The 13,681-nt window shown below is 72.2% G+C and carries 7 protein-coding genes and 1 riboswitch; of the genes, 6 read left to right on the top strand and 1 reads right to left on the bottom strand.

Annotated features, from left to right (window positions below; translation table 11 throughout):
* Positions 1–373: 373 nt before the first annotated feature.
* Positions 374–2,287: a glycoside hydrolase family 35 protein gene (locus Sdia_RS18230; RefSeq protein WP_164379952.1), complete on the bottom strand. Its 1,914-nt coding sequence runs from the start codon at positions 2,285–2,287 to the stop codon at positions 374–376.
* 447 nt (positions 2,288–2,734) lie between these two features.
* Here Sdia_RS18230 and Sdia_RS18225 point away from each other — a divergent pair, with 447 nt between their 5' ends.
* From Sdia_RS18225 to Sdia_RS29800, 6 genes are all read left to right on the top strand, one after another.
* The gene (locus Sdia_RS18225) at positions 2,735–4,714 is read left to right on the top strand and encodes an RICIN domain-containing protein (RefSeq protein WP_189500287.1); all 1,980 of its coding nucleotides are present in this window, start codon (positions 2,735–2,737) and stop codon (positions 4,712–4,714) included.
* 169 nt (positions 4,715–4,883) lie between these two features.
* Positions 4,884–5,147: a hypothetical protein gene (locus Sdia_RS18220; RefSeq protein ID WP_191835376.1), complete on the top strand. Its 264-nt coding sequence runs from the start codon at positions 4,884–4,886 to the stop codon at positions 5,145–5,147.
* 181 nt (positions 5,148–5,328) lie between these two features.
* Positions 5,329–6,546, top strand: coding sequence for an IS110 family RNA-guided transposase (locus Sdia_RS18215; RefSeq protein WP_189501333.1), 1,218 nt, complete (start codon positions 5,329–5,331; stop codon positions 6,544–6,546).
* A 1,679-nt stretch (positions 6,547–8,225) separates the two neighbouring features.
* Positions 8,226–8,406, top strand: a riboswitch (cobalamin riboswitch).
* A gap of 118 nt (positions 8,407–8,524) precedes the next feature.
* Positions 8,525–10,054, top strand: coding sequence for an ABC transporter substrate-binding protein (locus Sdia_RS18210; protein WP_189501190.1), 1,530 nt, complete (start codon positions 8,525–8,527; stop codon positions 10,052–10,054).
* A 64-nt stretch (positions 10,055–10,118) separates the two neighbouring features.
* Complete coding sequence (locus Sdia_RS18205) at positions 10,119–11,105, top strand: ABC transporter permease (RefSeq protein WP_262417767.1); 987 nt, start codon at positions 10,119–10,121, stop codon at positions 11,103–11,105.
* The gene (locus Sdia_RS29800) at positions 11,102–13,612 is read left to right on the top strand and encodes an ABC transporter ATP-binding protein/permease (protein ID WP_223123493.1); all 2,511 of its coding nucleotides are present in this window, start codon (positions 11,102–11,104) and stop codon (positions 13,610–13,612) included. Before Sdia_RS18205 ends, Sdia_RS29800 begins: the two co-directional genes overlap by 4 nt.
* Positions 13,613–13,681: the final 69 nt, after the last annotated feature.

The following is a 13,681-nucleotide window of genomic DNA, read 5'->3' as shown; positions in this document are numbered from 1 at the left end:
CGGCCTTTCCAGGCCATCAGTGCGCGGTCGCGTCCCCTTGACCCGTACGGCCACCGTCGAGACCGGCCGCGGTCTGTCCGTCCTCCTGACGGCCACGGGTCCCGGCCGGGAACGCGGTGGCCGCGGCGAGGCGGGGCCGTGACCTGCGCGGCCCTCCCGGAGGGCGCCTGCCCCTGGGCCTCGTTCCCGTCGGGACAGCGTGCTCGGCGACATCCCGGTGGCATCGGCGGGGGAGGCCACCTCGCGCGAACGGTTCAGAAGCGGTACGGGCCGCCCGGCCCGGGGCGAGGCCGACGCCCCTTCCGGCTCCGGCCCGCGGCCCGGGCACAGGCGGCGGGCGTGGGGTGTGCTGCCGTCCTACCGTCTCCCGCGCTCAGAAAGTCTCGACGTACTCCTCGGTCGGGCCGAGGTCGGGCCGGTCGAGGACATCCACCCGGTCACCCAGTCGTTCGAGTTCCAGCAGGGTGAGGGTGTTCTCGCCCGGTACCAGCAGAGGGGCGGGCAGGTAGAGCGTGCGCTGGGGTCCGACCTCCCAGTGGCGGCCGAGAAGGGTGCCGTTGAGCCACACGAAGGTCTTGGCGAAGCCGGGGAAGGCGAGGAACGCGTCGGCCGGCTCGGTGACCGTGAACCGTGCCGTCGCGAACCCGGCGGTCCCCTCCGGCAGCGCGGCCGACGCCGCCCGTGCCAGGTCCTCCTCGGTCCAGGTGTCGAGCGGCAGCGGACGCATCGTCCAGCCGTGCACCAGCCGTGGGCCGACCGTGACTCCGCCGAGGATGCCCTTGTGCTCCCCGAGCCGGGGTCCGTAGTTCACCCGCCCCAGATTCTCCACCAGCAGTTCCAGGACGGCCCGTTCGCCGCGGCCCGGCAGGTCGAGGGAGGCGTTCTCCCGGTCCAGGACGCCGAGGGGGACGCCGTCGAGGAGAACCTGGGCACGGTCGCGCAGTTGGTGGACGGTGAGCCGGTGGCTGCCCGCCGGCAGGTACGGCGTGGCGCGGTGGAGGAGCAGCCCCGAGGCCTGGCCCAGTTCCTCGAAGCTCAGCGGGTGGGGGGAGGCGACCGGCGCGGAGACCGCGCGGAGCGCCGCGAGCAGGCCGGCCTCGCGGGTGACGGGGAGGGTGCGGGGGGACAGCAGCGGCGGATCGGCCGGCAGCGGGCGTCGCGGAACTCCGGCGGCCGTGTGCAGCAGGTCCCGGAAGGCGTGGAACTTCTCGGTGAGCGCCCCGTGCTCGGTGATCGGAGCGTCGGAGTCGTAGCTGGTCACGGTCGGCTGGAAGGTCGTGCCGTCGTGGTTGGCGCCGGACCACAGCCCGAAGTTCGTGCCGCCGTGTGCCATGTAGAGGCTGACCGAGCCGTCGGCGCCGAGGATGTCGGAGAGGGTGGCGACGGCGCTCCCGGCCGACCGGACGTGGTGTTTCTCGCCCCAGTGGTCGAACCAGCCGTTCCAGAACTCGGCGCACAGGAAGGGCTCGTCGCGGCGGCGCGACCGCAGCAGTGCGGCCGCCTCCCCCGCGTGGGAGCCGAACGTGGCGGCTGCCAGGTGGCCGGGCAGGCTCCCGCCGTCCTGCATCAGTTCGGTGGGGCCGTCGGCCGTGTAGAGCAGTTCGGTGATGCCTCGTGCGACAAGGGCGTCCCGCACCCACCGGACGTAGGCGTGGTCGTCACCGTAACTGCCGTACTCGTTCTCGATCTGCACGGCGACCACCGGACCGCCCCGGCCCGCCTGGAGGCCCGCGATCCGCGGGATCAGCTCGTCGAACCAGCGCTCGACCTCCGCCAGGTACGGCGGGTGGGAGGAACGGAGACGCATGCCCGGACGGCCGGTCAGCCAGACGGGCAGCCCTCCGTTGTCCCACTCGGCGCAGATGTAGGGACCGGGCCGCACGACGACGTCCAGACCGGTTTCCTGGGCCGTGAGCAGGAAGCGTTCGACGTCGTGCCCCCCGGTGAACCGGCGGCGGCCCGGGCGCGGTTCGTGGAAGTTCCACGGGACGTACGTGTCCACCGTGTTCAGGCCCATGGCCGCGACCCGCTCCAAGCGGTCGGCCCACTGGTCCGGGTGGACGCGGAAGTAGTGCAAGGACCCCGACAGGATCCGGTGCGGGCGCCCGGCCCGCAGCAGCCGCCCGTGCGGGTGGGCCAGGAGCGGACCCGGCGCGGCCCCCTCCACCAGGATCGGTCCGACGGCCGGCAGAGGCCCCTCGGCCGTCCGGCCGTCGGCGGCCCCTTCCCCCGGGGTCTCGCCCCGGCCCTCCGCGCTGTGAGGCGTCCCGGATGCCGTCGCTGTCATGTTTGCCCCATCGCTCGACCTGCGGTTTCCGCTCCGCGGCCGCGCGTGCCGCGAGCGGGGAGGGACCGGACACGCCACGTCGGGGCAAGGCCGGACCCTCCCGTGAAGCACGACCCGGAACTATGGCAGACGGCACCGTCGATGCCAACAGGGGCGGTGCGGGTGGGCTGCGGTACGCCCCGTGCCCGTCGAGCCCTGGCGGTGCGCGGGCCCGTGCCGCGGAGGCCCGTTCGCGCGGCGGCGGGCGGGGCCGGCCAGCCGGCGGTCCCGCCCTCCGGGGAGGACGGCCAGGACCCGTGGTGCGGTGCGCGCACTCTTGACGGTGCTCTCACACCTCTCCTACCGTCCTGGTGGTCAAGACATCAGACGTCTTCTGACGAGTTCTACCAGCTTGAACGAGCACATCGCACCTCCCGGTTCCGTCCGACGACCTCGCAGGGAGAAACCGTGCGTCTACGGAGACTGACTCTGCTCCTGTCCGTCCTGTCCCTCCCCCTCACCTCGGTGGGGTTCGCGCCCGCCGGCCACGCGTCGGCGCGGGCCCAGTCCTTCCACGTGGACTGCGGTGCCGCCGCCGGCGGCGACGGCAGCCAGGCCAAACCCTGGAACACTCTGGCGACGGTCAACGCCCGGACCTTCCAGCCCGGTGACGCGATCCTCCTCAAACGCGGTTCCACCTGCACCGGACAGCAGCTCTTCCCCAAGGGCTCGGGGTCTCCCGGGAGCCCGATCCGGATCGGCGCCTACGGCAGCGGCGCCAAGCCGAAGCTGGCGGGTGCCGGCCAGGTGACGGACGTGGTCCGGCTCGCGGACCAGGAGCACTGGGAGATCGCCGACCTCGACATCTCCAACAAGGGGGACACCGCGGCGACCAGGCGCGGCGTCCACATCACCCGCACCGACTCGGGAACCGGAACGTACTACCGGCTCCGCGGGCTGGACGTGCACGACGTGAACGGCAACCAGACCAAGAAGGACGACGACGCCAGCGCGGGCATCTTCTTCGAGGTCCTCGGCCAGACGACACCGACCCGGTTCGACGACGTGGTGGTCGAGAACAACACGGTGCGGACCGTCGACCGCTACGGCATCCACTTCTGGACACGCTGGATGCTGCGGCCGGAACTCAACAACCCCAACTGCGGTACGGCCTGCGGGCCCTGGACACCGCAGACCCGGGTCGTCGTCCGCGGCAACACCGTGACCGACATCGGCGGCGACGCGATCGTTCCGCACCACACCGAGGGCGCGCTCGTCGAGCACAACAGGGTCGACGGCTTCCGCGAGCGGGAGCCGGCCCACTGCGCGGCCGGCATCTGGGGCTGGAACACCGACCGCGCCCTGTACCAGTACAACGAGGTCAGCGGCGGCAGGAGCGAGTGCGACGGCCAGGGCCTGGACATCGACGAGGCCAACATCGGCACCGTCTACCAGTACAACTACAGCCACGACAACGAGGGCGGCTTCATCCTCCTGTGCAACGGCTCCGGCTCGACCACCGCCGACAACATCGTGCGCTACAACATCAGCCAGAACGACGGCGGACAACTCTTCGACATCGTCTGCGCGAAGACCAGCAACACGCAGATCTACAACAACACCTTCTACCTCTCCCGTCCGGTGGACATCATCAACAACGCCAACGGCTCGGGTGCCGCGAGCGCGGTCTTCAGCAACAACATCTTCCACGTGGCCACGTCCGAGGCCTCCTACGTCGATGCGGGCAGCCTGGGCTTCGACTCGAACGTCTTCCACGGCAGCCACCCGGCCGGTGAGCCGGCCGACCCGAACAAGGTGACCGGCGATCCGAAGCTCGCCGCACCGGGCACCGCGACCTCGCGCGCCGACGCGGACGGTTACCGGCTCCAGGCCGGCTCGTCCGCGCTCGCCAACGGCCGGGCCGTGGCATCGCCCGGCGGCCGCGACTACTTCGGCAACCCGGTCACGGCCGGTTGCGTTCCCGACCGCGGCGCCCACCAGGCGACGACGGCCTGCACCGCTCCTGAGGGGCCGGCGAACGGGGTGTATCAGATCTCCGCGAGCGGCCAGGCCGTCGACGTGCCCGCCAACTCCACCGTGCGGGGCACCCAGCTGAACGGCTGGAAGTGGCATGGCGGCGACAACCAGAAGTGGACGGTCACCCGCAACGCGGACGGCACCCACACGCTGCGGAACGTGCACTCGGGTCTGTGCGCGGACGTCCGCGACAACTCCACGCAGGCGGGGGCTGCCGTCACCCAGTGGCCGTGCAGCGGGGCGGCGAACCAGCGCTGGGCCGCCAGGTGGAAGGACGGCGGCTACACCCTGACCGCCAGGTCCAGCGGACTTCTGCTGACCTTGGCGTCCCGATCCGACGGAGGGCTGATCTCCCAGCAGCCGGCCGGTTCCACCGCGATCCAGACGTGGAACCTCGTTCCACAACCCTGAACCACCGGGGCCCGGCCACCGCCGGCCGGGCCCCGGCGCACGTCGAAGCGGCCCGCGCCACTATGGAGAGGGACAGACACAATACGAAGACGAGCCGCACTGGCCGTCGACCGGCTCCCTGGCCGCCGCGATCACCGTCCCGGCGGGCCGTGCGTTCGCCGCACAGACTGTGGGACCGGTACTGGATCACCGGATCGAGAACACCTACGACGGCACGTCGTACACCGACCTCTCGGAGCCCACCGGCGTCGACCTCGCCCGCGTCGCCCTCAACGCCGCCCGCGCCGCCGCCAAGCGCCAAGGCGCCGAAGCTGCCGTCCAGCGCCGCCCCCCGCCGCTTCACGAGCATCCCCCGTTATGTTTTCTGCGGCTCCGCAACGGGGCCGCTGGCCTCTGGGCCCGGCATGACTGTGTCCCCCTGTCGAAGGAATGACCTGGGGGGTGGTGTCACCGGGCCCGGGGGTGTTCGTCGGAGACGCTGATCAGAGGTCCGGCCACCGTCCGGTCCGGTGCAATGCCGGGCGGTTCGCGGGCGGCAGGTCTGCATAACGTGGATGCGCGAGCACGACACCCGAGCCGAGGCCGGCACCGTCAACACCCCTGGGAAGGGCGCGATGTTCGAGATCGAAGGCGTGGGCGTGTTCCTCGGCCTGGACGTCGGCAAGAGCAACCATCACGGCCACGGGCTCACCCCGGCCGGGAAGAAGGTCTTCGACAAGCCGCTGCCCAACAGCGAACCGAAACTGCGGGCCGTTCTCGACAAGCTGACCGCGAAGTTCGGCACCGTGTTGGTGATCGTGGACCAGCCCGCCTCGATCGGCGCCCTCCCGCTGACCGTGGCCCGGGACGCGGGCTGCCAGGTCGCCTACCTGCCCGGACTCGCCATGCGGCGGATCGCCGACCTCTACCCGGGCGAGGCCAAGACCGACGCCAAGGACGCGGCGGTGATCGCGGACGCGGCCCGGACGATGCCGCACGCCCTGCGTTCCCTGGACCTTACCGATGAGATCACCGCCGAGCTGACCGTGCTCGTCGGCTTCGACCAGGACCTCGCGGCCGAGGCCACCCGCACCAGCAACCGGATACGCGGCCTGCTCACTCAGTTCCATCCCAGCCTGGAACGTGTTCTGGGCCCGCGCCTCGACCACCAGGCCGTCACCTGGCTCCTGGAGCGTCACGGCTCCCCGGCCGCCCTGCGCAAAGCCGGCCGCCGCAGACTCGTCGAACTGATCCGGCCCAAGGCGCCGCGCATGGCCCAGCGGCTGATCGACGACATCTTCGAGGCCCTCGACGAACAGACCGTCGTCGTCCCGGGCACCGGCACCCTCGATATCGTCGTGCCCTCCCTGGCCGCCTCGCTCGCCGCCGTCCACACCCAGCGCAGGGCGATGGAAGCCCAGATCAACACGCTGCTGGAGGCCCACCCTCTTTCCCCGGTCCTGACGTCGATGCCCGGCGTCGGCGTCAGGACCGCCGCTGTCCTGCTGGTCACCGTCGGCGACGGCACCAGCTTCCCCACCGCTGCCCACCTGGCCTCCTACGCCGGCCTCGCCCCCACCACGAAGCAGTCGGGAACCTCGATCCACGGCGAACACGCACCCCGAGGCGGCAATCGGCAACTCAAACGGGCGATGTTCCTGTCCGCCTTCGCCTGCATGAACGCCGATCCCGTCTCTCGCGCCTACTACGACCGCCAGCGAGCCCGCGGCAAGACCCACACCCAGGCCCTCCTCCGCCTCGCCCGCCAGCGCATCAGCGTCCTGTTCGCCATGCTCCGCGACGGCACCTTCTACCAATCCCGGACACCGAAGGACGTTGAACTCGCCGCATAACCCCACCATCACGAACCACCCCAAATCCGGCAGGGATGCCTTGACGAACGACATAGAGGCACCCCCCCCGCACCGGCCGCGAGCCCCTCGGCCCCGGCACCGCCATCGAGCGCACGCTCGCCGAACGCGGCTACACCGCCCCCGCCTCCGGCGGCACCATCTGCGACCAGGGGCCGGACATTGCCGCCGCCGTCGCCCCCGCTCTTGCCCGCCACACCACCGCCACCTCCTTCGACGCCGACGCCGGCCGCCTCGACATCACCGCGACCAGCCCCTCCCACGCCACCCAAGCCCGCCTCATGGCCGGTCTCCCTCACCAACGCTGCCAACAACCACGCTGCCGGCACCCTGATGAGAACCCATCCGCGTCCTCAACCCCAACGCCCGCGCCATCGACCCCGCCCAGGTCGAGGCCCGCCCCACTCCGACATCGCGCGGACCGACCCGCACCCGAGAGAACGCCTCCGCCGGCTACCGCGAGACCCTCGCCGCCCACCAGGCCTACCACCACCCCCAGCTCACCGACCCCGCCATCCACGCCGCCGCCGAGCGCCAACTCCGCGAAGCCGGCCGCGAACCCCAGCACCACTTCCGCCCCGCCCAGGAAGCCGCCGCAGCCGCGCGCCAGCAGGCCGCCCGCACCAAGCACCCCGACACTATCCGCGCCGGAGCGATCCTCAAGGCACGCAAGGACCGCGCCGCCCGCGCCGCCGACTCCGGGAGCACCGCCGACACCGACCGGACGCGCCGAATCGCCGGCTGAGCAGCGACCGAGATACGAGTTCAGCAACCACGTCAGCCGACAGGCCCGCGACCCTCCGGTCGCTGATGATTGCTGCACGAGACGCGTTTCCCACCACATGACCATGATCGACGATCAGGTGTCCGACGTCTCACCGCTTACCGTGCACGAGCTCGTTAGCCGAGGTCCTGATGCGGACTTCCTCCGCTCACGCTGGAGAGGGCATCGTCATCCTCGGGGCACGGCATCAACGGGGTACCTCCGCTCGAGCGGAGAGGACACGTTGTGGCCGGCAAGCCCCGCCGCAGGTCACACCTCTGGCACGGAGCATCCCCGCGGGCGCGGGGCCGACCTGTTCTCGCCGACCCCGCCACGTGGAGTGTGTCGCAATCCTTGAACCGGCCGCGATGGGCTCCCGACCTGCGGTTTTGCGCGTGCGTATTATGTGCGGTGTGGGCATTACGGGCGATATCTTGACGCCGGAATGGCGCTCGATCTGATGAGGCGTCAGGAGGCCTGCTGGACAGGTCAGACCCCGTCCGGATGGCGAGTGTCGATGCGGCGTCGAGGGCGGGCGACGCTCAGGGCGGAGCTGCTGCTTCCTGCTCGTCAGATCCCGGAAGAGACCAGGCAACCCTGTGACCTGCTGCGTTAGGGGGCTGCGCCCCGCTGACCTGCGCGAATGACCTTTCGACTGTTGCACGCTCGTGCCGGTTGATGGAGCGGAAGTCCCAGAGAAGTCCCAGAGGGCTCCCACCGCTCGTGGACGATCTTTCGGCTCTGTACGGCGGCATCGAGTCTTCGAAGCGCCGGTCATCGATGAGGAGGCCGACACCTGGATGGTGAACGGTCGGCGCTCGGCCGGTACCGAGCGGGACCGGAACGTCCACGATTCCGCGACGTCCGAGCCGACCAGGGCTCCGTCCGAGTCGGCAGAAGCGTCCGGCATAATGCGGGCCGTACACATGAGCGACGGGAACCAGGAAGCCGGTGCGAATCCGGCGCGGTCCCGCCACTGTGACCGGGGAGCGAACCCCATGCCCCACGGCCGTATGGCCGGAAGGCGGGGAGAGCGGTGATCCGGCAGCCAGGAGACTGGCCCGTCGCTTCACCGACCGTCCGGGGGCGTGGACTCCTCAGGAAGAGGTTCACGATGCGTGTCAGGGCCCGCCGCGCGGCCTGCGCAGTGCCTCCCTCCGGGACCCGTCCGGCGACCAGGGGAAGGCCCCGCACACCATGACACCCTCCTTCGCGCGCCGTCGCCTGCTCACCGGGGCGGGAGCCCTCGCCGCCGGAACCCTCCTGGCGGGGTGTTCCTCCGGTGGTGACGGCGGCTCGTCGGGCAGCCGCCGGCTGCGCGCCGCCTTCAGCGCGGGCGGCTCGCAGGAGACCCTCGACCCGCACATCGCGCCGCTCTTCGTCGACCAGGCCCGTTCCAAGGCGCTGTACGACAGCGTGCTGACGTACAAGGACGACATGTCCGTGCAGGCCCGGCTCGCCGAACGCTGGGAGAGCGACCGGTCCGGCAGCCGCTGGACGATACGGCTGCGCTCCGACGCCCGCTTCCACGACGGCAGCCCCGTCACCGCCGCCGACGTCCTGTGGAACTACCGGCGCATAGCCGACCCGGCCACCGGAGCCGCCGCCCAGCAGCTCTTCTCCGGCGTCGACTTCGAGGCGAGCACCGCCAAGGGCAGGGATCTCACTCTCGTTCTGCAGGGGCCGGACTTCGAGTTCCCGGCGGCCCTCGGCGCCCCCGGCACCGAGATCGTCCCGAAGGACACCAAGGACTTTGCGAAGCCCGTCGGCTCCGGTCCCTTCCGGTACGGCTCCTTCACACCCGGCGGCAAGGCCCTGTTCACCGCCTGGGCCGACCACTGGGACGGCGGACCGAGCATCGAGGAACTGGAGTTCGTGCCCGTCAACGACGAGCGGGCCCGCCTAAACGCCCTGCTGTCCGGCCAGGTCGACTACGCCCACGACCTGACGGCGGCCTCCGCGAGCCGCGTCGGCGACCGCGACGGGCTCGCGGTCCTGCGCAGCAGGCTCAGCACCATGCAGGCCGTCCTGCTGCGCCTGTCCCGCGCCCCCTTCGACGACGCCCGTCTCGTCCAGGCGTTCACCCTCGGACTCGACCGGGACCGGCTGGTCGAGGTCGCCCTGTCCGGCCACGGCACCGTGGGCAACGACCTCTTCGGTATGGGGCTGCGCGCCTACCCCGACGACCCGCCCCCGCGCGAACGCGACGTCGACCGCGCCCGTGCCCTCGTCAAGGCGGCCGGCGCCGAGGGACTGACGGTCGCGCTGGAGACGAGCGACGCCGACCCCACCTGGCGCAACGCCTCCGCCCTCATCGCCGACCAGCTCAAGGACATCGGCCTGAAGGTCACCCCGCACGTCCGTTCCGCCGCCACCTACTTCGGCGAGGTCAAGGACAAGGGCGTCGCCTTCCACAGCCGCACGGCCACCCTCCCCGTTGTCACTCACCTGCGGTCCCGGCTGCGCAGCGACGCCGCGAACAACCTCATGGGCTATGAGGACGCCACCTTCGACCGTCTGCTCGCCCAGGCCACCGCCACCCGCGACGAGAAGACCCGCCTGGAACTCCTCGACCGCGCCCAGCGCCGTGCCCGGGACCGCGACGGCCAACTGGTGTGGGCCTTCAGCGACTGGAACATCGGCCACAGCGACGCCGTCACCGGACTGCGGGCCGCGCCGCCCAACTCCTGCGACTGGGCCCGGTTCGACCGCGTGAAGCTCGGCTGAGGGCGCGTCGTACGTGACGCGGTACCCGCCGCAGAAGTCGCCCGGAACTCCACCCGACGCCGGCCTGCGGTCCCCACGCGGACACCGCCGCCGGCTCTCGGGCACCGCCCGCTACACGCTGATCCGGACGGCGACGGCAATGCTCCAGGCAGCCTTCGTGCTGGTCGCCGTGTTCGTCCTCACCTCGCTGCTGCCGGGTGACAGCGTGGATGCCGTCCTGGGCGAACAGGGCACCTCCGAACAGCAGCGCCTGGCCCGCGCCGAACTCGGGCTGGACGAGCCCGCCTGGACCAGGTTCGTCCACTGGGTGTCCGACCTGGGTCACGCCGACCTGGGTCACTCCCTGGTCACCGGCCTGCCCGTCACGGACGAGATCGGCAGCAGGTTCGCGGCGACGGCGGTCCTCGCCGGCGCGGCGCTGGCGGTCCTCGTCCCGCTCGCCCTCGCGCTGGGCCTGCTGACCGGACTGCGCGAGGGCTCCCTGGCGGACCGGGTACTCAACGCCTCGACACTCGCCCTGCACGCCGTACCGGAGTTCGTCCTCGGTCTGCTGCTGACCGCCTGGCTCAGCGTCGGCCTCGGGCTGCTGCCCGCCACTGCCGCCGGACTGCGCGGCTCCGAGATCCTCACCGAACCGGCCGTCCTGATCCTGCCGGTCGGCGTCCTGGTCGCCCGGCAGCTGTGCGACCTCGCCCGGCAGATCCGCATCGGCGTGGCGGCGCAGACGGGCGGTCCCGTCGTCCGCCACCTGCGCCTGCTCGGCCTGCCCGAGCGCACGATCGTGCTCCGGCACGTCCTGCCCGGCTGCCTCGCCCCTTCCGTGCAGCAACTGGCACGCTGCGTCGACGGACTGCTCGGCGGCACCGTCGTCATCGAGTCGCTGTTCGCCGTGGGTGGCCTCGGTACCGGGTTCGTCGAGTCCGTGCAGGACCGCGACATCCCGGCCGTCCAGGGCTACGCCCTGCTGTTCGCGGCGACCGCGCTGACCGTCAACCTCCTCGCCGACCTGACCGCGGCCCGCCTGACCCCCCAACGGGAGGAACGCGCGTGACCGTCTCCCCGCCCGGCCCCCGTCCGCGCCGCCTCGGCGCCGCGTGCCTGGACGGACTCGCCCTCGTACTGCTGGGCGTACCGGTGCTGCTCGCCATCCTGGGACCCGGCCTCGCCGGTTCCACCGCACCCGACGCCGCACCGCTCCTGCCGCCCGGCGCGGGCCATGTCCTGGGCACGGACGTCCTCGGCCGGGACGTTCTCGCGCTCGTCCTCAGCGGCGGACGCTCCGTGCTGGCCATGACGCTGGCCGCGCTCCTGACCGCCGGCGCGGTGGGCCTGCCGCTCGGTCTCTTCGCGGCCGGGACCCGCCGCCGCTGGGCCGACGAGACGGTCATGCGGGGCCTGGACGTGCTGCTGGCCTTCCCCGCCCTCCTGCTCGTGATGACGCTGGCGGCCTCGGGACACCAGGACGCCACGACGCTGGTCGTCATCGCCGCGGTGGTACAGGTACCGGCCGTCACCCGCCTGGTGCGCGCCACGGCCCTCGCCCCCGGGTGCCGTACGGCGGTGGAGGCTATGCGGATGCAGGGCGCGCCATGGCACCACATCCAGGGACGCTACGTCCTGCGGAGGGTGGGCGCACCGCTGATCACGGACGCGGGCAACCGCGGCACGATGATCCTCGCGCTGCTGGCCTCCGCCAACTTCCTCGGCCTCGGCCTGCCCACCGACGCACCCGACTGGGCCGTCCTGGTCGAGCGCAACGCCGAGGCCCTGTTCCTCCAGCCGTACGCCGTCCTCGTCCCGGCCGTGCTGCTCACCTCCCTCGCCGTCGGCGGCAACCTCACCGCGGACCGTCTCCTGGGCCGGACCCGACGCGCCCAGATCTTCACCGGCACAGTTCCGAAGGCCGGCGGTGCCGACCCGGCCGCCACGGATCGCGCCTCGGCGACCACCCGTTCACAGACGGCCCGTGCGCTCCACCCCGGGGCCGCCCTCGGTAGCGGGTTCGCCCCCGGCGCCGTCCGTCCTGACCACGAGCTCGCGCCGGGGCCCGCAGCGGAGCCCCTGTTGGTCTGCCGCGGACTCACGGCCCGCACATCCGCCGGCGCCACGCTTCTCCATGACGTTTCTCTGGAACTGGGCCAAGGCCGCTGCCTCGCCCTCGTCGGCCCCTCGGGCAGCGGCAAGACCACCCTCGGCCTGGCTGTCCTCGCCCTCACCCACCCCGGCCTCAGCCTCACCGGCAGCGTCCGCCTGAACGGCACCGACCTCCTGGCCCTGTCACCGCGCGAGCTGCGAGCCGCCCGCGCCGGAACCGTCGCCCACCTGCCCCAGGACCCCGCCTCCGTCCTGGATCCGGCCCGACGCGTCGGAGCGGTCCTGCGGGAGCTCGCCGCGCTCCACCACAGCCGGGATGCGTCACCCGCCGGTTCGGTGCGGCGCCGCCGCCGAGTTGCTGCCGCCGAAGACGTTCGGCGGGCCCTGCGCTCCGCTGGGCTCCCCGAGGACGGACCGCTCACCCGACGGCACCCGCACCGCCTCTCCGGTGGACAGCAGCAGCGCATGGCCCTGGCCACCGCCCTGGTCACGCGCCCCCGGCTGCTCGTCCTCGACGAACCCACCAGCGGCCTCGACGAGCACACGACCGCGCTCCTCACCCGTAGCCTGCGGGACCTCATGAGCGACGGCACGGCGCTGCTGCTCATCACCCACGACGCGCGCCTGGCCGGCGAACTGGCCGACGAGACGGTGGTGCTGCAAGACGGTCGAGTCTTCCGCCGCGAGACGGCCGGACGGCCCCCGGTGCCGGCCGAGGGGGCGCGGGAACACTCCGGCCCCTGCGTTCCGCCGCCAGCACCCGAAGGGGCTTCGGACGGGGTACGCGCGCACCGGCTCACCGTCATCGGGGACGACCCGTCCCGCCCCCGACTCTCCCCGGTCGATCTGGTCTTTCCGCCCGGCAGTCGCACCGTGGTCACCGGACTCTCCGGTGCGGGCAAGACCACCCTGGCCCGCGCCCTCGCAGGACTGACCCCGGCCACCGCGGGCCGAGTCGAGCACCGGGGGACGGTGCTTGCCGCTGTCGCGGAGCGCCGGGACCGCGCGGCGCTGCGTGCGGTCCAGTACGTGCACCAGGACACGCGGGCCTCCTTCGACGAGTACCGCTCGGTCATCGACCAGCTCACCTGGACCGCACGCCTGCTGCGCGGCCTCACCTCCGCCGAGGCGCGCCAGGAGGCGGAATCACTCGCCCGACGGCTGGGCCTGGCCCCGGACAGCCTGGGCCGCCGCCCGGCGGCTCTGTCCGGCGGTCAGCTCCAGCGCGCCGCCCTGCTCCGCGCGCTGACGGCCCACCCCGCACTGCTGATCTGTGACGAGGTGACCTCCGCCCTCGATCCGCCCGTCGCCCGGGCGACGGTCGACCTCCTGGCCGTGGAGAGCGGACGGACCGGTGTCGCCGTCCTCTTCGTCACCCATGATCGTCCGCTCTTCGACTCCGGCGCCCATACGTGGTTGCAGGTGACCGACGGACGGGTCGAGGTCCGCGCCGCGCGCCGCTGAGCCACCGGTGACGGGATGTCCGGTTCGCGCCGTGACTCCGGCCCACTCCTCATCAGGCTCGCCGTCGTC

It is taken from the genome of Streptomyces diastaticus subsp. diastaticus (assembly GCF_011170125.1).
Lineage (GTDB): Bacteria > Actinomycetota > Actinomycetes > Streptomycetales > Streptomycetaceae > Streptomyces > Streptomyces diastaticus.
The sequence above is the reverse complement of the archived record's forward strand: the minus strand, read 5'-3'. Positions and strand labels throughout refer to the sequence as shown.

Bases quoted from the DNA above. Each gene is read 5' to 3' on its own strand.
- Sdia_RS18230 (WP_164379952.1), bottom strand. From the start codon at position 2,287: ATGACAGCGACGGCATCCGGGACGCCTCACAGCGCGGAGGGCCGGGGC.
- Sdia_RS18215 (WP_189501333.1), top strand. From the start codon at position 5,329: ATGTTCGAGATCGAAGGCGTGGGCGTGTTCCTCGGCCTGGACGTCGGC.
- Sdia_RS18210 (WP_189501190.1), top strand. From the start codon at position 8,525: ATGACACCCTCCTTCGCGCGCCGTCGCCTGCTCACCGGGGCGGGAGCC.